Origin of the sequence: Vibrio parahaemolyticus, assembly GCF_900460535.1 — a bacterium.
GTDB lineage: Bacteria > Pseudomonadota > Gammaproteobacteria > Enterobacterales > Vibrionaceae > Vibrio > Vibrio parahaemolyticus.
In genome coordinates this window covers 879,296-902,112 of the sequence record NZ_UHIL01000001.1, presented here as the reverse complement: position 1 = coordinate 902,112, position 22,817 = coordinate 879,296, and the positions used below count along the sequence as shown (strand labels likewise).

Annotated in this window: 19 protein-coding genes; 6 read left to right on the top strand and 13 right to left on the bottom strand. The window is 44.5% G+C overall.

Going from position 1 to position 22,817, the window contains the following annotated elements:
* Window positions 1–182: 182 nt before the first annotated feature.
* Complete coding sequence (locus DYB02_RS04565; RefSeq protein ID WP_005456001.1) at window positions 183–1,472, bottom strand: NCS2 family permease; 1,290 nt, start codon at window positions 1,470–1,472, stop codon at window positions 183–185.
* A gap of 482 nt (window positions 1,473–1,954) precedes the next feature.
* Window positions 1,955–2,041: a small protein VcdP gene (vcdP, locus tag DYB02_RS26210; RefSeq protein ID WP_017188447.1), complete on the bottom strand. Its 87-nt coding sequence runs from the start codon at window positions 2,039–2,041 to the stop codon at window positions 1,955–1,957.
* Between the two features lie 453 nt (window positions 2,042–2,494).
* Here vcdP and DYB02_RS04560 point away from each other — a divergent pair, with 453 nt between their 5' ends.
* Window positions 2,495–3,967 carry an aminoacyl-histidine dipeptidase gene (locus DYB02_RS04560; RefSeq protein WP_029806934.1) on the top strand — a complete coding sequence of 491 codons (1,473 nt, stop codon included), beginning with the start codon at window positions 2,495–2,497 and terminating at the stop codon, window positions 3,965–3,967.
* A gap of 76 nt (window positions 3,968–4,043) precedes the next feature.
* Here DYB02_RS04560 and DYB02_RS04555 read toward each other — a convergent pair whose 3' ends face one another.
* Window positions 4,044–4,583, bottom strand: a complete 540-nt coding sequence (locus tag DYB02_RS04555; protein WP_005455994.1) for a DUF3332 domain-containing protein — start codon at window positions 4,581–4,583, stop codon at window positions 4,044–4,046.
* 330 nt (window positions 4,584–4,913) lie between these two features.
* On the opposite strand from DYB02_RS04555, the gene DYB02_RS04550 reads away from it, so the two are divergent.
* Both DYB02_RS04550 and DYB02_RS04545 read left to right on the top strand, forming a co-directional pair.
* Window positions 4,914–5,984: a succinylglutamate desuccinylase/aspartoacylase family protein gene (locus DYB02_RS04550; protein WP_005455969.1), complete on the top strand. Its 1,071-nt coding sequence runs from the start codon at window positions 4,914–4,916 to the stop codon at window positions 5,982–5,984.
* Window positions 5,985–6,194: 210 nt separating this feature from the next.
* Window positions 6,195–6,638: a hypothetical protein gene (locus DYB02_RS04545; RefSeq protein WP_021823167.1), complete on the top strand. Its 444-nt coding sequence runs from the start codon at window positions 6,195–6,197 to the stop codon at window positions 6,636–6,638.
* An 87-nt stretch (window positions 6,639–6,725) separates the two neighbouring features.
* Here the strand turns inward: DYB02_RS04545 and DYB02_RS04540 are convergent, their stop codons facing one another.
* The gene (locus DYB02_RS04540; RefSeq protein ID WP_005455950.1) at window positions 6,726–7,028 is read right to left on the bottom strand and encodes a DUF3622 domain-containing protein; all 303 of its coding nucleotides are present in this window, start codon (window positions 7,026–7,028) and stop codon (window positions 6,726–6,728) included.
* A gap of 269 nt (window positions 7,029–7,297) precedes the next feature.
* The gene (gene purL / locus DYB02_RS04535) at window positions 7,298–11,206 is read right to left on the bottom strand and encodes a phosphoribosylformylglycinamidine synthase (protein WP_021823365.1); all 3,909 of its coding nucleotides are present in this window, start codon (window positions 11,204–11,206) and stop codon (window positions 7,298–7,300) included.
* Between the two features lie 299 nt (window positions 11,207–11,505).
* On the opposite strand from purL, the gene mltF reads away from it, so the two are divergent.
* On the top strand, window positions 11,506–13,083 hold the full coding sequence (gene mltF / locus DYB02_RS04530) for a membrane-bound lytic murein transglycosylase MltF (RefSeq protein WP_021823507.1): 1,578 nt from the start codon (window positions 11,506–11,508) through the stop codon (window positions 13,081–13,083).
* Window positions 13,084–13,391: 308 nt separating this feature from the next.
* Complete coding sequence (locus tag DYB02_RS25865) at window positions 13,392–13,526, top strand: hypothetical protein (RefSeq protein WP_005488686.1); 135 nt, start codon at window positions 13,392–13,394, stop codon at window positions 13,524–13,526.
* 57 nt (window positions 13,527–13,583) lie between these two features.
* Here the strand turns inward: DYB02_RS25865 and tadA are convergent, their stop codons facing one another.
* The 6 genes from tadA to DYB02_RS04490 form a co-directional block, all read right to left on the bottom strand.
* Window positions 13,584–14,108, bottom strand: a complete 525-nt coding sequence (gene tadA, locus DYB02_RS04520; protein ID WP_029846271.1) for a tRNA adenosine(34) deaminase TadA — start codon at window positions 14,106–14,108, stop codon at window positions 13,584–13,586.
* A 164-nt stretch (window positions 14,109–14,272) separates the two neighbouring features.
* On the bottom strand, window positions 14,273–15,832 hold the full coding sequence (locus DYB02_RS04515; RefSeq protein ID WP_029806448.1) for an AbgT family transporter: 1,560 nt from the start codon (window positions 15,830–15,832) through the stop codon (window positions 14,273–14,275).
* Window positions 15,833–16,119: 287 nt separating this feature from the next.
* Entirely contained in the window at window positions 16,120–16,530 is a 411-nt protein-coding gene (locus DYB02_RS04505) for a type IV pilus modification PilV family protein (RefSeq protein WP_005455961.1), read from the bottom strand.
* Window positions 16,520–17,830, bottom strand: a complete 1,311-nt coding sequence (locus tag DYB02_RS04500) for a hypothetical protein (RefSeq protein ID WP_029806449.1) — start codon at window positions 17,828–17,830, stop codon at window positions 16,520–16,522. The genes DYB02_RS04505 and DYB02_RS04500 overlap by 11 nt, the downstream gene beginning before the upstream one ends.
* Window positions 17,827–18,444 (bottom strand): PilW family protein, encoded by a 618-nt coding sequence (locus DYB02_RS04495; RefSeq protein ID WP_005496288.1) that lies wholly within the window; start codon window positions 18,442–18,444, stop codon window positions 17,827–17,829. Before DYB02_RS04495 ends, DYB02_RS04500 begins: the two co-directional genes overlap by 4 nt.
* Complete coding sequence (locus DYB02_RS04490; protein WP_021454347.1) at window positions 18,425–18,934, bottom strand: GspH/FimT family pseudopilin; 510 nt, start codon at window positions 18,932–18,934, stop codon at window positions 18,425–18,427. Before DYB02_RS04490 ends, DYB02_RS04495 begins: the two co-directional genes overlap by 20 nt.
* Before the next feature lie 103 nt (window positions 18,935–19,037).
* Between DYB02_RS04490 and DYB02_RS04485 the strand changes: the two genes are divergently transcribed.
* Window positions 19,038–19,469 carry a type IV pilin protein gene (locus tag DYB02_RS04485; RefSeq protein ID WP_024700118.1) on the top strand — a complete coding sequence of 144 codons (432 nt, stop codon included), beginning with the start codon at window positions 19,038–19,040 and terminating at the stop codon, window positions 19,467–19,469.
* 68 nt (window positions 19,470–19,537) lie between these two features.
* On the opposite strand, the gene dnaJ is transcribed toward DYB02_RS04485, so the two are convergent.
* Together dnaJ and dnaK are read right to left on the bottom strand one after the other, a co-directional pair.
* Complete coding sequence (gene dnaJ, locus DYB02_RS04475; protein ID WP_005496291.1) at window positions 19,538–20,683, bottom strand: molecular chaperone DnaJ; 1,146 nt, start codon at window positions 20,681–20,683, stop codon at window positions 19,538–19,540.
* Window positions 20,684–20,887: 204 nt separating this feature from the next.
* Window positions 20,888–22,801 (bottom strand): molecular chaperone DnaK, encoded by a 1,914-nt coding sequence (dnaK, locus tag DYB02_RS04470; protein WP_005455943.1) that lies wholly within the window; start codon window positions 22,799–22,801, stop codon window positions 20,888–20,890.
* Between the last annotated feature and the right edge of the window lie 16 nt (window positions 22,802–22,817).

The following is a 22,817-nucleotide window of genomic DNA, read 5'->3' as shown; positions in this document are numbered from 1 at the left end:
GTCAGGAGAAGAGGATTTCAAGCTGCGCAAACGATTATTCTACCGAAACACACCGTTAATACCAACGGTGATATCAAAATTCTCCGTCTATTACGCAGAAAAATCGAATTCAGTGAACAACGCTAAAAGCAAAAAGCCAGCACGAACAGCTTTTGCTGCTCGCGCTGGCTTTTTAAAAGTAATTACCCGGCTAGGTATTTAACGATGAAGATGGCAGACATAACCCAAACACTCATCGATACATCGCGGCCTTTGCCACTAAACAATTTGATGGCAGCATACGCAATAAAGCCTAGGGTGATACCTTCTGCAATAGAGAAAGTAAGCGGCATCACAAGACAAGTTACAACGACTGGAGATGCTTCAGTTAGGTCACGCCAATCAATGCTCACCAAGCCAGAAAGCATCAAAATTGCTACATAGAACAATGCACCTGACGTTGCATACGCAGGGATCATACCCGCTAGTGGCGAGAACAATAGTGCAAGCAGGAAGAGTACACCAACAACCACTGCGGTTAGGCCAGTACGACCACCAGCAGCTACGCCCGAAACACTTTCAATGTATGAAGTCGTGTTTGACGTACCTAGCAACGCACCAACAGAAGTCGCTGTTGAGTCAGCAAGTAGTGCTTTGTTTAGACGAGGAATGTTGCCATTCTCATCCGTTAGACCGGCTTTTTGAGAAACGCCAACGAGCGTACCAGCCGTATCAAATAAGTCGACGAACAAGAAAGCGAACACAACAGAGATCATGCCGACTTCAAATAGACCCGAGAAATCCAATTGTAAGAATGTTGGTGCGATACTTGGTGGTGTTGACATGACACCGTTCCATTGCACATCACCAAATAGAAGACCAAGCGCCGTCACACCCAAAATCGCGATCATCACCGCACCTTTCACACCACGGTGAACAAGCGCGATAGTAAGGAAGAAACCAATCGCCGCCAACACTGATGGCAACGACGTGATATCGCCCATTGAAACCAATGTCGCTGGGTTATCAACCACAATACCTGCGTTTTTAAGGGCGATAAACGCCAAGAAAAGGCCAATACCTGCAGAAATGCCGGTGCGAAGCGAATGCGGGATCGAGTTAATGATCCACTCACGAATCTTAAAAATGCTCAGCAGAATAAACAAAACACCAGAAACAAACACTGCAGCCAGCGCGACTTGCCATGTGTAACCCATGCCTAACACAACGGAATATGTGAAGAATGCGTTTAGACCCATGCCCGGAGCCTGAGCAATTGGGTAGTTTGCGACTAAGCCCATAATGAAACAGCCAATCGCGGCGGCAAGACACGTTGCAACAAAGATCGCACCACGATCCATACCGGTATCAGACAAAATAGCTGGGTTTACAAAAATAATGTAAGCCATGGTAAGGAAGGTCGTAATACCTGCAATGATCTCAGTGCGCACATTTGTGCCGTTTTCACTAAGTTTAAAGAGCCTTTCGAGCATGATCGAATCCTGTAAAGGTAAAAAGTAAACGGTTGCGTAATCGATTGGCAGGAATTATAAAGTTATCAAATAGCAAATTCTAGATAGAATCATCACTCTAAAGCGTTTTTTTTCGCAGGATATGAAACCCATCCGTTAGTATTTAAAATCAAGAATGAATATAGCGCTTATTAAACAATAACTAACCGCTCATGTTCACTTTGCCTTCAATGCGTTCAAATTGAGCAATGTTCTAAACTTTCAAACAGAAATGGACGTTAAAGGGCAATATTCACTCACAATTTACTGCGTAAGTGGGATTCCTTTTAGCAGCAATAAGAGAATGGAGGCTTAGTGGTGGAAATTTGGTCGGAAGTAGAAAAAAGAGATAAAAAAACGCCACTCAATTTGAGTGGCGGTGAATCATGTCAGCACTATCACTGAAAAAAAATTCCAATTTATAGGGGTGAACAAACTGTTCGAGTCACATGCGTTGACTTCACTTAGTAGCCAAAGCTTGTTGGGTATACAAAGTTACCGGTATATACAGATTTGCTATTCCAGAACATTGCACTTGGTAAACCTTTCATAAATATCACCTTCTAAATCAATTAAAACAGTCGTTGATTTCTCGGTTCCTTGGAGGCGATAAACGGACTCATCCTTTGAGCATTTCATTCTTCATCTCAGAAGCTGGTTACAAATATACCACCAAGAAATTTAATTACAAGCATTTTAGTGATAAAAGTCACAAAAAATCCATAAATTGACGTCAATCAAATTTTAACTGTAATTAAATTACATTTTTGTGAATTAAAAATTATTCTACTTTCAGTTCATATAAACATAAGCGCATTTACGACTTATACCATGTTCATAAAGTGTGACAGTGAGGAAGGAAATCCTTTTGTTCTCGACTACTAGTAGCCTTCGTCTGGTGGTATCCTTGAGCTAATTCATGCCAAATATCATTAGCATTTCCTGCTAATCACACATTATTTATACGGTATATATTTGGCAAAGCACATCAAAAGGAGTCTTCCGTGTCTGAATTCCATTCTGAAATCAGTACCTTGTCACCTGCTCCACTTTGGCAGTTTTTCGATAAGATTTGTTCCATCCCTCATCCATCTAAGCATGAAGAAGCATTAGCACAGTACATTATCAACTGGGCAACAGAGCAAGGCTTCGATGTTCGCCGAGACCCAACGGGCAACGTATTCATCAAAAAGCCAGCAACGCCTGGGATGGAAAACAAAAAGGGCGTGGTTCTTCAAGCACACATTGACATGGTGCCACAGAAGAATGAAGACACTGACCACGACTTCACAAAAGATCCAATTCAACCGTACATCGATGGTGAGTGGGTAACAGCGAAAGGCACGACGCTTGGTGCAGACAACGGTATTGGTATGGCTTCTTGTCTGGCTGTATTAGCATCTAAAGATATCAAGCATGGGCCAATTGAAGTTCTACTAACAATTGATGAAGAAGCAGGCATGACAGGTGCATTCGGGCTTGAAGCAGGTTGGTTGGAAGGTGATATTCTTCTAAACACAGACTCCGAGCAAGAAGGCGAAGTGTACATGGGCTGCGCTGGTGGTATCGATGGTGCGATGACTTTTGACATCAAACGCGACGCGATCCCTACTGGCTTTGTGGCTCGTCAGCTAACCTTGAAGGGTTTAAAAGGCGGTCACTCTGGTTGTGATATCCACACTGGTCGTGGTAATGCCAACAAACTGCTTGGCCGATTCCTAGCGGGCCATGCACAAGAGTTGGATCTTCGCTTGGTTGAATTCCGTGGTGGTAGTTTGCGTAATGCTATTCCTCGCGAAGCTTTCGTAACAGTTGCTGTTCCTGCTGAAAACCAAGAGAAGCTTGCAGAGCTTTTCAACTACTACACTGAGCTATTAAAAGCTGAGCTTGGCAAAGTAGAAACGGGCATTGTGACGTTCAATGAAGAGAGCGTAACCGAATCACAAGCTTTCACTGCGGCGGATCAACAACGCTTTATTGCTGCTCTCAACGCATGTCCTAATGGCGTGATGCGCATGAGCGACGAAATTGAAGGTGTGGTTGAAACGTCACTGAACGTTGGCGTGATCACAACAGAAGAGGACAAAGTAACCGTACTTTGCCTAATTCGCTCTTTGATTGACTCTGGCCGCAGCCAAGTAGAGAGCATGTTACGCTCTGTTGCTGAACTCGCAGGGGCACAAGTTGAGTTCTCAGGCGCTTACCCTGGTTGGAAACCAGACGCTGATTCAGAAATTATGGCGATTTTCCGTGATATGTACGAAGGCATTTACGGTCACAAACCAAACATCATGGTTATTCACGCTGGTCTTGAATGTGGTCTATTTAAAGAGCCTTACCCGAACATGGACATGGTTTCTTTCGGCCCAACGATCAAGTTCCCTCACTCTCCTGATGAAAAAGTGAAGATTGATACCGTTCAACTGTTCTGGGATCAAATGGTAGCGCTTCTAGAAGCAATTCCTGAGAAAGCGTAATCCAAACACGACAACAAAACAAAAAGGGTGCCGAGGCACCCTTTTTTATTGCTATTTATCACGAGAGTATCGCGAATTATGCACGAGTTTGCGCGTACGCTGCTAGCTCATCCATAGAAGTCTTCGCGACCACTTCACCATTGATGTAGTAAGTAACAAACTCACCCTCACGTACACCCATTAACGTCGCTTTTTCGCCGTTGTTGTATGTGATGTTCATCTGAACCGTATTTTCATCGATTTGGTGCATTTGGCCTTGCTCGATAACGCGGTTGTTTGTAAGTGGGCCAATCGGCGCTGTTGTAAGCGACTTATCTAGCTGGTGGTTTACATCAATGTAAGTGTCCATCTTAGTATCGAAGATGTGTGGTTTGCCGTTTAGCGGGTTTTTACCAGTCCAGAACTCTAGAGAGTTAAATACGATGTAGTCAGCTGCGATTGCCACACCGTAAACTGGTGCCATAAGCATGTTTAGACCACCACGAGCGTAACGGTTATCTACCGCTTTCAAGTTGAAGCCCATAACATAGCCAGTTACCGCGTTGCTGCCAACACAACCTGAAAGTGAAACTGCCACAGCAGTCAATGCGCCAATTTTAGCAATTGCCTTTTTCATCAAAACCTCTAGTTAGAAAGTATTAGGTCGAAAATTCGGCGCGGATATTAGCTTATAAAAACTAGGGATAAAAGACAGAATTTTCCGAAGAAAGCATCTTTATTATTTTTAATACGTGGACATTTATCTAAACAATAAATAACCAATTTAAGATAAGGGTGACGAGATATTCAGCAAATAATAAACGTCACATTTACAACAAACTTTCTACAAAAGGTTATTATTCGCTCTCCTTGATTAAAATGATTTGTCGTATCCTTAATTAGAATGATTAGTGTGATTTTGACGCGATTGTTACATTGTTGCTAACTTATTTGACAGAGATGGTTTATGGCCAGAAGTAAAACAAGCAAAGTATTTGAGCTGCTCGGGCATAAAATACAACCAGGACAGCGTTTAGAAGTAGAATTCGAAGCTGCTCAGCTATACACGCACTCTCCACTTTCTATCCCTGTGGAAATCATTCACGGGAAACAAGAAGGTCCAGTGCTGATGGTGAACGCCGCAATCCATGGTGATGAGCTTAATGGCGTAGAGATCGTTCGTCAGATGATCAACCAGTTAAACCCATTAAAGCTAAAAGGTACGGTTATTGCGGTGCCAATCGTAAACGTATTTGGCTTTATCCATAAGTCTCGTTACTTACCCGATCGCCGCGATCTAAACCGTTGTTTCCCTGGCAGCGAAAAAGGCGCACTCGCTTCACGTATGGCGTATGGATTCTTCAATAATATAGCGAAACGTTGTGATTACATTTTAGATTTACACACAGGTGCGATTCATCGTACTAACCTACCCCAAATACGCGCTAACCTGAGCAATCCGGAAACACTACGCATTGCTAAAGCATTTGCCACGCCAGTGATCGTTGACTCTGCATTGCGTGATGGCTCGCTACGTAGCGAAGCCGAGAAGTGTGATATCCCAGTATTGACTTACGAAGCTGGTGAAGCACTTCGCTTTGATCCGCTATCTATCAGTGCTGGTGTTTTAGGCGTTCAACGCGTTATGCAAGCGATCGGTATGTTAAGAGCCAGCCGTAAAAAACTGCCTGAACCTGTTATCGCGAAATCGACCAGCTGGGTTAGAGCGCCAGGCAACGGTATTTTGCGCACGGTGGTGAACCTAGGCGATAAAGTAGAAAAAGGTGAAACCTTAGCTTACATCAGCTCACCCCTCGGTCACGATGAAATAGAGCTAAAAGCACCTAAAAGTGGTTTAGTGATCGGTCAGCAAACGCTGCCATTGGTAAACGAAGGCGATGCCATTTTCCACCTCGCATACTTCAGCCAAAGCGACGATGAAGTAGAACAAGCGGTAGAAAGCTACATTGAAGGATTAACTGAGTTTGACGTCGAACAGGTAACGACGGGACAAATCCCACTCGACACTCAGTCATAATTGCATGCTCTATGATCTCAAAGCCCAGTACCTGTTGCCGGGCTTTTTTTGTTATGTTTACTCACCAATATTATTTATTACAAACACTTAAACATGAAAACTTAACGTTTGTGCTTCGTGTTTAGCTTATTTCAATTCATCTTGTTCACCGCACAATTGCACAGCGTTTTATTTATTCGTATTATGTTTTCTTTTTGCTTGCACACATCTATGAATAAAACACAACTCATTAGCTGTTTGTTGGGACTTGGACTTTCTGCAAATCTCCTCGCTCAAGAATCTGAAAACATCGCTCAATACTTACAAGAACAAAGTCAACAACATTCACTAGAAGATCATTATGCTTCATCTGTTCCAGATGAACTCAACTTGGACGCGCAACGCTCAGAACTCAAATGGCGAGAGGAAGGTAAGCCAGATCATTGTTACCACACAAAAAATAACGCCGAGGTTACAACAGACTTTGACTACGGTGAGGCCAACGATCTTTCGGATGGCTTACATCATATTGATTTACCGCCTGTGCATACACGTAATAACAAATCATCTCATCGTGTTTACGCAAACAATCCTCACTTACTGCCTGGTAACCAACAGTTTGCCGCACCTTCCGAAGGCTCTTTTGGCTTCTCGGTTTCTTCTGACTGCTTATGAAAATGAGCCAACAAAAAAGCCCTGAAGAAAACTTCAGGGCTTTTTAGCATTACCGGCAGATCGAAACATCTATCGGAATATATGCCATTATTCTTCGTCAGCTTCAGCTTCGCGTGCTTTACGAGCTTCTTCTTTGCGAACTTTTGCCGCAAGTTGCTCTGCTTCACGTTCTTGACGCTGTACAGCTTTACGCTCATTACGAACAACTTGGTTTTCGATGAAGCCCGCAAGTTCTTGTTCAGCCCAAGCTTGTGCTTTTTCTTCGCTGTCAAACCCAGTTTCACGTTTTGAAACCATTGTTTTGCGAGACGTTACTTGACGAGTGATTTCTGCGCTCCAACCGTTACGTTTTTCAGTTACGCGGATAGCAAATTTTGGATTTTTAGACATCTATTTCAGTTCCTAAGGGATTAATCAGGGATTCGGTCAACTTGATAACTCCATCTAAGCTGAGCTGTTTAACACCATCCCTTGGTAAGCGCGGTATTAGAGCATAAATCATTATGATTGGCTGCAAAAATTTTATTTTCCACACTTAAACCACATTGGTTGTTGGCAATAAGTGTACTAGCCCGTTTTCGACTTCGCACTTCCACAATCCCAAAAAAGAAAAGCGCAGATCTTTCGATCTGCGCTTTGCGTTTGTAAAGTATTAAGACTTAACCGATGTTCTTACGTGCGTTTTGGAACATACGCATCCAAGCACCGTTTTCACCCCAGCCTTCTGGAGCCCAAGAGTTTGCAACCGTGCGGAATACACGCTCAGGGTGAGGCATCATAATGGTTACACGGCCGTCAGCGGTAGTCAGACCGGTAATCGCATTTGGCGAACCGTTCGGGTTGTTCGGGTATTGTTGCGTTGGGTTGCCGTTATTATCAACGTAACGTAGCGCTACAGTACCTGATGCTTCGATTGCATTTAGGTGCTCACCGTCACGTACTTCGACACGACCTTCACCGTGAGAAACCGCGATAGGCATACGAGATCCCGCCATGCCATCGAAGAACACAGAATCAGACTTTTGTACTTCAACTAAGCTAAAGCGCGCTTCAAAACGCTCAGATTCGTTGCGAACAAAACGTGGCCACAAGTCTGCCCCCGGGATCAGCTCTTTCAGGTTCGACAGCATCTGACAGCCGTTACATACTCCGAGAGAGAATGTATCTTCACGATTAAAGAACACTTGGAACTGCTCACGCGCTTGTGCGTTAAACAGGATAGACTTCGCCCACCCTTCACCCGCACCTAGTACGTCACCGTAAGAGAAACCACCACATGCTACCAGACCTTGGTACTCATCCAGTACCACTTGGCCTGTCAGAATATCGCTCATGTGGATGTCAGTTGCTTCAAAACCAGCGCGGTCAAACGCTGCTGCCATTTCAACGTGAGAGTTGACACCTTGCTCACGCAGAATCGCCATCTTAGGTTTCGCGCCTTTCGCAATGTAAGGGGCTGCGATATCTTCATTTACATCAAAGCTTAGAGATACGTTCAGACCTGGGTCTGAGTTGTCTTTCTTCGCTTCAAATTCTTGGTCTGCACATGCAGGGTTATCACGTAGCGCCTGCATTTTATGCGTAGTTTCTGCCCAGATAACACGTAGTTCGGTACGTGAACGCTTAAGCACAACATCATCACCAGAAGTGATAACAAAGTCGTCTGATGCTTCAACAGAACCAATTACATGTGAACATGCTTCTAAGCCGTTTGCCGCTAGCGTAGATAGGACTGAGTCCAGGTCGTCGTTTTTAACCTGAACAACCGCACCTAATTCTTCGTTAAATAGAACAGCTAGCGCATCTTCACCCAGCTCTGCGATGTTCGCCTTTACGCCACAGTGACCAGCAAATGCCATCTCAGCCAATGTTACAAATAGACCGCCGTCACCTTTATCGTGATAAGCAAGCAGCTTGTCGTTACGTACGAGATTTTGCATTGCATCGAAGAAGCCTTTTAGCTGCTCTGCATTGTCTACGTCTGCCGGCTTATCACCCAGCTGCTTGTAAACCTGTGCCAGTGCTGTTGCACCCAAACGGTTTTTGCCGTTACCTAGGTCTACAAGAACAAGTGAAGTGTCACCTAGTCCTTCCAAGGTATCAGATGTGCGTAGCTGAGGCGTTACTGTCTTACGTACGTCTTCAACACGACCAAACGCAGTGATAACTAGCGATAGTGGCGAAGTCACTTCTTTGCTTTCGCCATTCTCTTCCCACTTAGTCTTCATTGACATTGAGTCTTTACCAACCGGGATAGTCAGACCTAGCGCCGGACATAGCTCTTCACCAACCGCTTTCACTGCTTCGTAAAGACCCGCATCTTCACCTGGGTGACCCGCTGGAGACATCCAGTTCGCTGACAGCTTAATGCGTTTGATATCGCCGATATCTGTCGCTGCGATGTTAGTCAGAGATTCACCAACCGCCAGACGAGCAGACGCGCCGAAGTCTAATAGAGCAACCGGAGTACGCTCACCCATCGACATCGCTTCACCGTGGTATGTGTCGTAACTTGCCGCCGTAACTGCACAGTTCGCCACAGGCACCTGCCAAGGACCAACCATTTGGTCACGAGCAACTAAACCAGTAACTGAGCGGTCACCGATCGTGATCAGGAATGTTTTCTCAGCAACCGTAGGAAGACGAAGTACGCGATCTACCGCTTCGTTGATTTCGATACCGTCGCGTACGATCGCTGGGCTATCTACTTTCAAAGTCGTTGCTTCACGGTGCATCTTCGGTGTTTTACCAAGCAAGATATCCATTGGCATATCAATTGGAGTGTTATCGAAGTGAGAATCTTCTAGCGTCAGATGACGCTCTTCTGTTGCCACACCAACCACTGCGTAAGGTGCACGCTCACGCTTACAGATTGCATCGAATGCTTCCATATGCTCTGGCGCAACCGCAAGAACGTAACGTTCCTGAGATTCGTTACACCAGATTTCCAGCGGGCTCATGCTCAATTCATCATTTGGTACATCACGTAGCTGGAACTTACCGCCACGCTCGCCATCGTCACAAAGCTCAGGAAGTGCGTTAGAGATACCGCCCGCGCCCACATCGTGGATAAATGCGATTGGGTTCTCTTCACCTAACTGCCAACAACGGTCGATAACTTCCTGACAACGACGCTCCATCTCTGGGTTTTCACGTTGTACTGAAGCAAAGTCCAGATCTTCTGCTGACTGACCAGACGCCATTGAAGACGCCGCACCGCCACCAAGACCGATGTTCATTGCTGGACCACCAAGTACGATTAGGCTTGCACCAACTGGGATCTCTTTCTTCTGCACGTGTTCGTCACGGATGTTACCCATACCACCAGCAATCATGATTGGCTTGTGATAACCACGCACTTCTTCACCTGCGTGAGAGGTCACTTTCTCTTCGTAAGTACGGAAGTAACCCAGTAGGTTTGGACGACCAAATTCATTGTTGAATGCAGCGCCGCCCAGAGGACCTTCAAGCATGATGTCCAGTGCGTTTACGATACGACCCGGCTTACCGAAGTCCGTTTCCCAAGGCTGTTCAAAACCAGGAATACGCAAGTTAGACGTTGTAAAACCAACCAGACCCGCTTTTGGCTTACCACCGATACCGGTCGCGCCTTCGTCACGGATTTCACCACCAGAACCCGTTGATGCACCTGGCCAAGGAGAGATAGCCGTCGGGTGGTTGTGCGTCTCTACCTTCATCAAGATGTGCGCATCTTCATGGTGGTAAGTGTATTGACGAGATTTCGGATCTGGGAAGAAACGACCCACTTTAGAACCCGTCATTACCGCTGCATTATCTTTGTAAGCAGACAGAACATGGTCTGGTGTCGTTTCGAATGTGTTTTTGATCATCTTAAACAGAGACTTCTCTTGGTCGACGCCATCGATAGTCCAGTCTGCATTAAAGATCTTATGACGACAGTGCTCTGAGTTCGCCTGAGCAAACATCATCAGCTCGATGTCGTTAGGGTTACGACCTAACTTAGTGAAATTCTCCACCAAGTAATCAATTTCATCTTCTGCGAGTGCCAAACCAAGGGAAACGTTTGCTTCTTCAAGCGCAAGACGACCGCCCGCTAAGATATCAACATGCGCCACAGGCTTTGGCTCTGCGACTGTAAACAGCGCTGACGCGGCTTCAAGTTCTGTGAACACCGTTTCCATCATGCGGTCGTGAATTAACGCTTTGACAGCGTCAACTTGAGCTTCTGATAGAACAACTGAAGATTCTACGTAGTAAGCCGTACCGCGCTCCAGACGCTTAACAGTGTCCAGACCACAGTTAATAGCGATATCGGTAGATTTAGAAGACCAAGGCGAGATAGTGCCTGGACGAGGCGTTACAAGAAGTAGAAGACCTTCTGGCTCATGCTCTTCAATTGTTGGGCCGTAAGTTAGTAACTTTTCAAGTTTTTCTAACTCTTGGTCATCAAGGTCAGACTTTAGATCTGCAAAATGCATAAACTCGGCATAGATGCCAGTTACAGGCAGATCTTGTTCACGACAAAGTTCCAGTAGTTTATTTACACGAAACTCAGAAAGAGCTGGGGAGCCACGCAAAATTCTCATGTGCTTAGGTCTCTTATGCAATTGATTAAGGTGATATTGGAATAAATTCAGACACTTAACTTAATCTTTATCGAACCTATGCCGATTCCACCTCGTCATTGCGAGCGCATTATATAGCAATTGTTTTTGTGATGTAACATCAAAAGCAACCGTTTGCGTCATTTTTTTTGTCAAATTTGAGTTGTAGCCGAAATGTCGATAAAACACACAATGTCGCACTCTATCTGTCCGATTCACTTTGCCCCATCTCCACGCTTTGATATAAAGACCACTAGAAATTTTCTGAGATGTACCGATCAATGCAAATACGCCACTTCAACCGACTCAAGCGCAGCGTTCTACTTTTTGCTTCTGTGCTACTACTTTCTGCCTGCCAAATTGAGTCGCAGCCGAAAAGTGAATTCGAGAAAATCCAAGAGCGCGGAGTGCTACGCGTTGGCACGCTCAACAACCAACTCTCGTACTACATTGGTCCTGATGGCCCTGCGGGTTTGGATTATGAGCTGGCGCGTAAATTTGCAGAAGAGTTGGGCGTAAAGCTAGAAATCAAACCCGCTTTCAGACAAGCCGACCTTTTCCCTGCCTTAAAGAAGGGCGACATCGATATTATTGCTACGGGGCTTAATCAAACCTCACAAGCCGTCAAACGTTTTAGACCTGGCCCTGCTTATTATTATGTAAGCCAGCAAGTGGTCTACAAAAAGGGCCAGCTTCGTCCTCGTGATATTGAGCAGCTTATCGAGTATCAAGCATCCAAAGACAGTCAATCAGAAGAAGACGTGAATGCTGGCGCGCAAACATTGAAAATTGTCGAACAGTCTCAATATGTTCCGACACTGACGGCATTGAAAAAGCAGTATCCTGAATTGCAGTTTGAAATCGTGGGCGATGCTGACACTCGCGATTTACTGAAACATGTATCGGCTGGAGAACTGCGTTTCACCGTCACTGATTCCGTAGAGCTGTCTCTCGCGCAACGCCTGTATCCAGATTTAGCACTTGCTTTTGAGCTCACCGAAGATCAACCAGTATCATGGTTTACTCGCCGCTCAGAGGATGAGAGCTTGTATGCGATGCTGATTGAGTTTTTCGGCAATATCAAACAATCTGGCGAGCTAGCTTCTCTTGAAGAGAAGTACATTGGCCATATTGAAGCGTTTGACTACGTGGACACGCGTGCCTTTATTCGTGCTCTTGATGATAAGTTGCCGAGATGGGCCCCGCTGTTCCAAAAATACAGCGAAGAGTTTGATTGGCGTTTAATCGCGGCTTTGGCCTACCAAGAATCTCATTGGAAACCAAAAGCAAAATCGCCTACGGGTGTTCGTGGCATGATGATGCTGACTTTACCAACTGCGAAAAGTGTTGGTGTAACCGATCGTCTAAACCCAGAACAATCTGTTCGTGGTGGTGTGGAATACCTGCGTCGCATTGTCGCTCGCGTACCTGATACGATTAACGAACATGAAAAAATTTGGTTTGCATTGGCATCGTACAATATTGGTTATGGCCACATGATGGACGCGCGTCGATTAACCAAGGCACAAGGTGGCGATCCAAACGCATGGGCAGATGTAAAAGACCGACTACCGCTGTTACGACAAAAGCGTTACTACAGCCAAACTCGTTATGGCTACGCTCGTGGAGACGAGGCACGAAATTACGTTGAAAATATTCGACGCTACTACCAATCAATCATTGGGCATGTCAGCCAAAAGCCTTCCATTGATGAAGATACGGATGATCTACAGGTTATCCCACCGCTAAATCCAGAGTTGCTTGTTTCTGGTGCGGTGGAAACCATTGCAAAAGAAGTGTCTGGTGCCTCTGATGTCACCAATGACGTCGATGAAGATTTAGACCAAGAAGAAGAATAAACACGCAAAAAAGACGAGTGTGAAGCTCGTCTTTTTTGTTGAGTCCAAGGTAGAACTTATCTAAAATCCGATGTTCCGATCCAGACCAGTCATCATAGTAAGTGCATACAAACGTGATTGGTCAACACCTTACTGCAGCGTCCATACCCGTTAATTGATGCTTGCGGAATAAATCGGTTCGGTTGGTTTCCCTCTCTCCTAATTTGAAGTGACTCCATCACTAGAATGTCATCCACAATGCAAAGTAGATGCAGCGTGCGCTGTATCGCGAGAGGGTGTTTGTAGTCTTGTCTGCAGGAGGTTCGGATATGAGAAGACGTAGAGTGCAGTCAAAGCGTTTGAATAAGACAGTGGCTGCGATTCGCCGCAAGCGAAAGCTGACAACGATGAAAAAGAAAGTCAGCTCACGCAATCGTGTATTCGTTCACTTAGTAAATCACTAAGAACTTAAAGCAAACATCTACGCACCCGTAGATGTTTGCTGAACACAACTCACCAACTTAATCTTCTTGCTTACCTTCTAACGCTTTTTTCTCTTGTTTCTTGGCCTTAATTTCTTTGCGACGACGCTTGAAAAAGGCCTGCAACTGCTCACGGCACTCATCTTCTAACAGCCCTTTTTCGACCGTTGCGTAATGGTAAGCCGCTTGGCTCTCAAACAAGTTCAATACCGTACCAGCCGCGCCAGCTTTAAGATCTGGCGCGCCAAATACCACGCGTTTCACTCTGCTGTGCAACAGTGCTCCTGCGCACATCGGGCAAGGCTCTAGTGTGACATAGAGAGTGGTGTCTAAAAGTCGATAGTTTTCTAACACAGCCCCAGCGTTACGTAGAGTCTGAATCTCCGCATGTGCTGTTGCATCATGAGAGCAGATAGAGCGGTTCCAGCCTTCTGCAATCACTTCTCCATCTTTAACTAATACCGCTCCCACAGGCACCTCTCCTTCCAATTCAGCTTGTTCAGCTAATGCAAGTGCACAGCGCATAAAAATTTCGTCTTGTGGGGTAAATTGATGCTCAGACAAAAGGGCTCCAGAAAGGAAGGTAACTATGAATAGAGAAATATTACCACCAACATCGCTTTCACTACAGCAGGACATAAGTTTTGGAGATGCGCCTCTTTCGTAATAGCACCTCAAAACAAAAAAGCGCAGACCTTTCGACCTGCGCTTCTCTAATATTCGATCATTTACATCGTGTATGTGTACGGAGCTTGAATACCTAGTGGGATACCTACCATCCAGTAAAGAACTAGGAAGATTGACCAACCAATCAACATAGCAATCGAGAATGGCATCATCAGTGACGCAAGTGTACCAATGCCTGTCGACTTCACGTAACGTTGACAGTAAACCACTACAAGAGGGAAGAATACCATCAGAGGCGAAATGATGTTCGATACTGAGTCACCCACACGGTAAGCCGCCTGAGATAGTTCAGGAGAAATACCTACCGCCATTAGCATTGGAACTAGGATTGGACCAATCAAAGCCCATTTCGCAGAAGCGGAACCGATAAGTAGGTTTACAGCCGCTGTTAGCAAGATCATACCAATGATGGTTGCTTCACCTGGTAGGTTCATCGCTTTTAAGCCTTCAGCACCATACAACGCTAGCATCGTACCGATGTTTGACTGAGCAAATGCAGATAGGAACTGAGCACAGAAGAACGACATGACAATGTATGCGCCCATGGTCGACATGGTGTCCGCCATCGCTTTGATGATGTCGTTACTTGTCTTAAAGGTGCCAGATACTTTACCGTAAACGTAACCAGGGATGATAAATAGAATGAAGATCAGTGGAACAATCGACTTCATGATAGGCGCAGAAAACACCGTAATTTCGCCTTCAGGAGAACGAAGTGCCGAGTTCTCAGGCAATAACGCGGCAACAAGAAGTGCAATACCCGCCATCATAGCCCAGCCAGCGTAGCGGAATGCTTTTGATTCCAACTCAGTGAAAGAGCCTAAGTTTGGTGCCGTTTCTGCATCTTCATCAATTGGCATCTTTGCAAGACGTGGCTCGATGATTTTCTCAGTCACGTACCAACCGATAGCAACGATGATCACTGAAGATAGACCAGTGAAGAAGATGTTTGCTAGAGGGTTAACCACGTATTCAGGATCAAGAACCTGTGCTGCCGTTTGTGTGAAACCAGCGAGCAATGGGTCAATACCTGAAGGAATGAAGTTTGCAGAGAAACCACCAGACACACCAGCAAATGCCGCTGCGATACCAGCTAGAGGGTGACGACCAGCGGCATGGAAAATGATACCACCTAGAGGAATAACCAAAACGTAGCCCGCATCAGCCGCGGTATGCGAGATGATTGCGACAAGAATAAGCATTGGTGTAAGTAGCTTCGCTGGAGTGAAGTTCAGCATCTTCTTAAGGCCAGTCGTGATAAAACCAGAAGAATCCGCAACACCTACACCCAACATTGCAACTAATACGATGCCTAGAGGTGCAAAACCAGTAAACGTAGTGACCATGTTAGCAAGGAAACTTGCTAGAGCTTCACCCGTAAGTAAGTTAGTAATGGTAAGAGCTTCGCCCGTTCGAGGGTTTGGAAGGTCGAAAGTCACATTCGACAAAAGTGCAGACGCAGCCCAAGTAATGATCAGTGCCCAGAAAAACAAAATCGCAGGATCAGGAATTTTATTACCTGCACGCTCGATAAAGTTTAGAAAGCGATCCATCCCGCTCGGCTTCGATGATGGTGCCTTATTTACAGCTTGGTTACTCATGGTAACTCCATATGAATGATGTTGGTGCCAAGGCCTATTTGAATAATTATAACGGCCTATTATCAACACAGCATTCTAGTAAATAAGGATAGGGAAAGCACAAGGTTCTATGATTTTTTCCATAATTGGAGACATATTTTGCAAAAACGCCACTCCAATTAAACATAATAAAAACAGTAGCACATCAACCGCATTAACAGTTCGAAAACCATTCATTAACTGAGACAAACCCGGTATCAAAAAGAAATTATCCACGACTTTGTCTCAAGCCATGTATGCAATTGAACTTAGTTTTCGAATTCACTGTACTGTGAAATCATAGTTTTCAACTGAACTGATTGCGTTTGTCCCACTCTATCTTTCCAACTGGTCGTAATAGTAATGGTTTTAAGAGATCCAGACACAGTAGCCGACGGCACAACCCACTCCACTGTATACGCACCAGTAGCGGAAGATCCTGTTGCAATAGAGGCAAAGCTAGCCGTAGAGATCGTCGAAAGCGCATCCGATGCTCCACGCGTACGGAACCATTCCAATTTATTTTCAGCAAGACGCAACGCTTCAATACTTTCTATCGCATAGTCGGATTCTTGTTCGAGATACACGTTTAGCTTTGTTAAACCTAGAGCCCCGACACCGATAAGCAAAAAAGAAATTAGAACCTCAAGAAGGTTAAAACCTTTTTGTTTAGAGATCATTCCAAGAGCCTCGCTGCCACTTTAGTTTCTCAATGTACTTGCCGCTCTTTCCACCATTGTAGGCAGGTATCAAAGATCCATTTAATTTTATAGTTCTATCTTCTGCATCTAACCCTATCCCGCCATCAAGCTTCAATGAACCATCTAGCAAAAAAGCATATTTATTAAAGTCATTATTAATATCATGCTTGTGAAAAGAAGTAGGGGTTACACCTATATCATTTTTAGAATCAAAAAGATCAATCCATATTTCTTTAACATCCAACACAGTTGGCTTTGAAAGGTATTGGTAAAGAAGTCCATCAAAATAACTCATACTTTGACTGTAGAGAACACCATCATAAATAATAAGCTGAATAGCATTATCTACAGGCTGAGTAGTAGAACCAAAAATATTGCCTGATATTGCGCAACTGCCATCGACCCAAAACCTTCGTTTTCCAGCAGCATAAGCATTGGCCAACTTAGTATGGCATGACTTAACCCAACCTTTAGGTGTCTTACCGCTAGTAATTACAACGCCAACAGGATCCGCTTTAATCTCGTTTTTGAGTTTTGCTACGTTAACTGCGTTGAAATCCATAGTGAATAAGTCTTTGAAAACCGAAATATTTGCAACATTTTCTTTGATATCTTCATTTTTATTCGAAGTGCTAGTAGTAGCTAGGTAGGTTGGACGTTTGGTTTCTTCAAATAAATTGGATTTGTGCGAATTCTTACAAGTAAAGCTAGGAGCCCCTAAAATCCCAGTAGCATGACTACTGACTGAACTGTCCACCGTCAGAAAGTGCTCATCAGAACCACTTACACTTGCTACATAACTCACGGTTCCACCAGCAATAATGGATGTACACTCACTGTCAGACGACAAACCTTTTGCTTTAGGGACAAAGTGCATTGAGCCAGTAAGCTCTACCGACGCACTCGTTTTTAGTACTGCACCAAGGCCGTTTCCTGTCGAAGTTATCACTTTACTTAAATTTGTATTTCCCTCTTTAGATGTAACCAAATATTCATAATCGCTGAGCTTTCTTATCGTAGTAGATACTGCACAACCCAGTAGAGTAATTGTTCCCGAAGGAGGAAGTACTAACATCTTCTCCTTTATTTGTGCAAAAGCACATTCCAATCCTCCTTCAGCCTTCCAATGTTCTTGTCGAGCTTTTAGTTCATTCTGAGCCACTTTTAATTGAAAGAATACGCCCTTTGATGATGCGAGAGATGCAATCAAAGCAAACAATAATAGTATGGATGTTACTAACAACGTCGTGTATCCAGAACATCCAAATTTAGATCTCATTGCCAATTCCTTTGCTTAATTGAAAACTCTGCAACTTGATTAATTACGCCGTCTACAGTTTGTAAAGCCAAAGTAACATCCGTTACAGCGCTAATATTTGTGCCATTCGTTACGACTTTAGAATTCACTGTAAAATTCGTCACTTGAAAAATATCTTCATCAAATAAAGAACGGCAAAAATCCACACCATCAAAAGACAGTATTTGAGCTTGGGATACTACACCATTCTCACAGATTACAAGTTTGCTATCTCGCTTCTCATACTTAATATTTCTATAGTTTTTATTTAACGGAGAGTCATCTCTAAAATAAACAAACCCAATAGAAGATGCACCACTGACTGTTATTGTTTCCGAGGCTCCGGATAATTTAAGAGACATACCATGACCACCATCATAACCCGCTCTTTGAATATCCTCTTTCATGACAGCTAGAGTAATATTAAGCCCTTGTAGCAAATTTAGTTCTAAGCTTTTTTCTTTCGCTGTTTGTTGTATGCTAATAAATATCGAACCAATTATTCCTAAAACCATGAGTCCAATTAGAGAGCTAATCATGAGTTCAATCAAAGAGCTACCTATTTGGTAACGTCTGCTAGCATTTAAGGTAATCATACAATTTAGCTCCAGACATACTACAAACTTTTATTCGCCCTGGCGGATTAGAAAGTGCCACTTTTAATTTTGTACTTTGCTCACCGGTCGGGAAGAACTCGATACTTCCGCTTTGCGGTCGACCTCTCACTTCCTCAAAACTCATTTTTTTAGTCTCATAACTATGTAACACTGATAATTCTGAAAACTGTGTCCCGGAAAGGTGTAAAATAACATTCCCCGCACCACTTTCTGCATCGGTTAAGGTGATTGACCAAGCACCTTGACTCACTACATTGCCTTTATTCATAGAGAAATGGACATATAGTTTTTTATTTCGTACGACTGCTTCAGATTTACTTTGGCTCAAAAAACCGACCAACTCTGTTGCAAGTCTCTGCATTTGTACTGTTTGAGAAACACGACTAAAGCTTGGCGCTGCAAACGCTAATATAATACTCAGTACAGCAACAGTGATCATAAGTTCCAACAACGTAAACCCGCGAGGCATTTCCCAAATTCCTATGCAAACGGCTAGTCGACCGTAATTCATCTTGCACAGATGCTATCACCTGCCAAAAATAGGCGGAAAAGTGAAAAGGAAACTACTCGTGATGATTCGAATTTCTCGTTGTAACAGCTACAAAAAAAGATTGAGAGGGATGACATTGATCGAATTACTGATAGCCGTAACGATCGTCGGAATCATTGCAGCAATCGCCTACCCTTCTTATACCAATCATGTGATCAAGTCCCATAGAACGGTTGCCTTGAGCGATCTTAGTCGAATTCAACTGGAACTAGAGACATCTTATGATGGTGGGTATGACTGGAGTCATATTATTTCTGGTGGCGCCTGTACTCTATGTGATTCCGACACAGATCGATTTTCGTTCGATATTGCGAGCTCTGCAAGCACAGCCTACATCATTACAGCAACAGCAAAATCGGATCTTGGACAGGACGACGACGAGTGCTTGAATGGCACTACAACTATCACTTTAACGTCAACAAATGTTGAATCACCAAGTGCTTGCTGGAACTAAAAAACGACAAATGCAAAAAGGCCTGCGTTTCAGCAGGCCTTTGTTTTTGAGCTTTTAGTGAACTTATCTTAGCTGGTTAAATCATCAAAGAACTTCTTCACACCATTGAAGAAGCCTTCAGATTTTGGTTTGTGTTTAGTTGCAGCTTCACCGCCACAAGACTCTTCAAACTCTTTCAACAGTTCTTTTTGGCGAGCGCTTAAGTTAACTGGCGTTTCTACAACCAATTTAACGATCAAGTCACCAATACCACCGCCACGGACGCCTTTCACACCTTTACCGCGCATACGGAACATACGGCCAGTTTGTGTTTCTGAAGGCACTTTTAGGCTTACTCGTCCATCAAGTGTTGGAACTTCAACTTCGCCGCCGAGTGCAGCCATAGCAAAGCTTACTGGCACTTCACAATAGAGGTTGTTGCCGTCACGCTCGAAAATGTGGTGCTCTTTCACGTGTACTTGTACGTATAGATCACCTGATGGTGCACCCATTTCTCCCGCTTCGCCTTCGCCAGATAGACGAATGCGATCGCCGGTATCCACGCCAGCTGGGATTTTAACGTTAAGTGTTTTCGTTTTTTGCTTGCGACCTTGACCATGACACTCATTACAAGGGTCTTTAATGATCTTACCTTTACCATGACAGGTAGGACAGGTTTGCTGAACAGCGAAGAAACCTTGACGCATTTGCACTTGGCCATGGCCATGGCAGGTACCACATGTTTCCGCTGATGAGCCTTTCTTCGCACCGCTACCGTCACAAGAGTCACAGTGAACCAGTGTCGGAACTTCAATCTCTTTAGTTACACCACGAACGGCTTCTTCTAGCGTTAGCTCCATGTTGTAACGTAAGTCGGCGCCACGTTGCGCGCGATGACCACCGCCACCACGGCGACCGCCACCGAAGATATCGCCAAACACATCACCAAAGATGTCGCCGAAGTCAGCACCGCCTCCACCAAAGCCGCCGCCGAAACCACCGCCACCTTGTTCAAAAGCAGCATGGCCATATTGGTCATAAGCCGCTTTTTTCTGAGAGTCGGTTAGAACTTCGTACGCTTCTTTTACTTCTTTAAACTTGTCCGCCGCAGACTCATCACCCTGGTTTCTGTCTGGGTGGAATTTCATCGCTAGGCGCTTGTACGCCTTTTTGATATCACGCTCTGAGGCATCACGGCTTACGCCTAATACTTCGTAAAAATCACGTTTTGACATGTTCTTCGTCACCAGTTAATTACTACAAACGGCATCGATTCACCGCTTGGTGTTTGTATCGTTCTAGGTAAGTGCACTTATTGCAAAATACTTAACTAGAAAGACAGCGTTTACAAACAGACGGGCGTAAGAGTCACCCCAAACGCCCGCACACCGAAGTCGTATCGACTCCAGATGGCTTTGCAGCCATCTGGTTAAGAAAGATTATTTCTTGTCGTCTTTAACTTCTTCGAACTCCGCATCTACAACGTCGTCATCTTTTGACTGTGCGCCAGCGTCAGCACCTTGAGCTTGTTGCGCTTGAGCTTGTTGTTGAGCGATTTCCATTAGTTTTTGAGCAGCAGTCATAAGAGCTTGAACTTTCGCATCAATTGCTTCTTTGTCTTCGCCTTTACGTGCTTCTTCTAGCTCAGAGATAGCAGTTTCAATCTTCTCTTTCTCTTCAGCTGGAAGTGCGTCACCCGCTTCTTCCATTTGCTTACGAGTACCGTGAATCATTTGGTCTGCTTGGTTACGTGCAGTTGCTAGCTCTTCGAACTTTTTGTCCGCTTCTTTGTTAGCTTCTGCTTCTTGAACCATTTTCTCGATTTCGTCGTCGCTTAGACCGCCAGAAGCTTGGATTGTGATCTTCTGCTCTTTACCAGTCTGCTTGTCTTTCGCTGATACGTGTAGAATACCATCCGCATCAAGGTCGAAAGTTACTTCGATTTGTGGCATGCCACGTGGTGCAGGCTGGATGCCCTCTAGGTTAAATTGACCTAGAGACTTGTTGTACATCGCTTGCTTACGCTCACCTTGTAGAACGTGGATAGTTACCGCGCTCTGGTTGTCTTCTGCAGTAGAGAAAACTTGGTTCGCTTTAGTTGGGATAGTTGTGTTCTTCTCAACTAGCTTAGTCATTACGCCACCCATAGTCTCGATACCTAGAGACAGTGGAGTTACGTCTAGTAGTAGAACATCTTTAACTTCACCAGCAAGTACACCACCTTGAACTGCAGCACCCATTGCTACTGCTTCGTCAGGGTTCACGTCACGACGCGCTTCTTTACCGAAGAACTCAGCAACTTTCGCTTGAACCATTGGCATACGAGTCTGACCACCAACTAGGATTACGTCAGTGATATCGTTTACTGATAGGTCAGCGTCAGCTAGAGCTACTTTTAGTGGCTCAAGAGAGCGTTGTACTAGGTCTTCAACTAGAGATTCTAGTTTCGCACGAGTCACTTTGATGTTCATGTGCTTAGGACCAGTTGCATCAGCAGTAACGTAAGGTAGGTTTACGTCTGTTTGAGAAGTAGAAGAAAGCTCAATTTTCGCTTTTTCTGCTGCTTCTTTAACACGCTGCATTGCTAGTGGATCGTTTTTAAGATCGATACCTTGCTCTTTCTTAAACTCGTCTACTAAGTAGTTGATTAGACGGTTATCAAAGTCTTCACCACCTAGGTGAGTGTCACCATTAGTTGCTAGAACTTCGAATGTTTTTTCGCCTTCAACTTCATCGATTTCGATGATTGAAATATCGAATGTACCACCACCAAGGTCGTATACAGCGATAGTGCGGTCACCGCCTTTCTTGTCTAGGCCGTAAGCTAGCGCAGCTGCTGTTGGTTCGTTGATGATACGTTTAACTTCTAGACCTGCGATACGGCCAGCATCTTTCGTTGCTTGACGCTGTGCATCGTTAAAGTAAGCAGGTACTGTGATAACTGCGCCAGTTACTTCCTCACCTAGGAAGTCTTCAGCAGTTTTCTTCATTTTCTTAAGAACTTCAGCAGAAACCTGAGGAGCTGCCATTTTTTGGCCTTTCGCTTCTACCCAAGCGTCACCATTGTCAGCCTTAACGATTTTGTAAGGCATGATTTCGATGTCACGCTGAACTTCTTCGTCTTCAAAACGACGACCAATTAGACGCTTAATTGCAAATAGCGTGTTAGTTGGGTTAGTTACTGCTTGACGTTTCGCAGGTTGACCTACTAGCGTCTCACCGTCAGTGTAAGCAATAACCGATGCAGTAGTACGTTCACCCTCTGCGTTTTCAATTACACGTGGTTTGTCGCCGTCTAGTACAGCAACACATGAGTTAGTAGTACCTAAGTCAATACCAATGATTTTACCCATCTGGCTATCTCCGAAT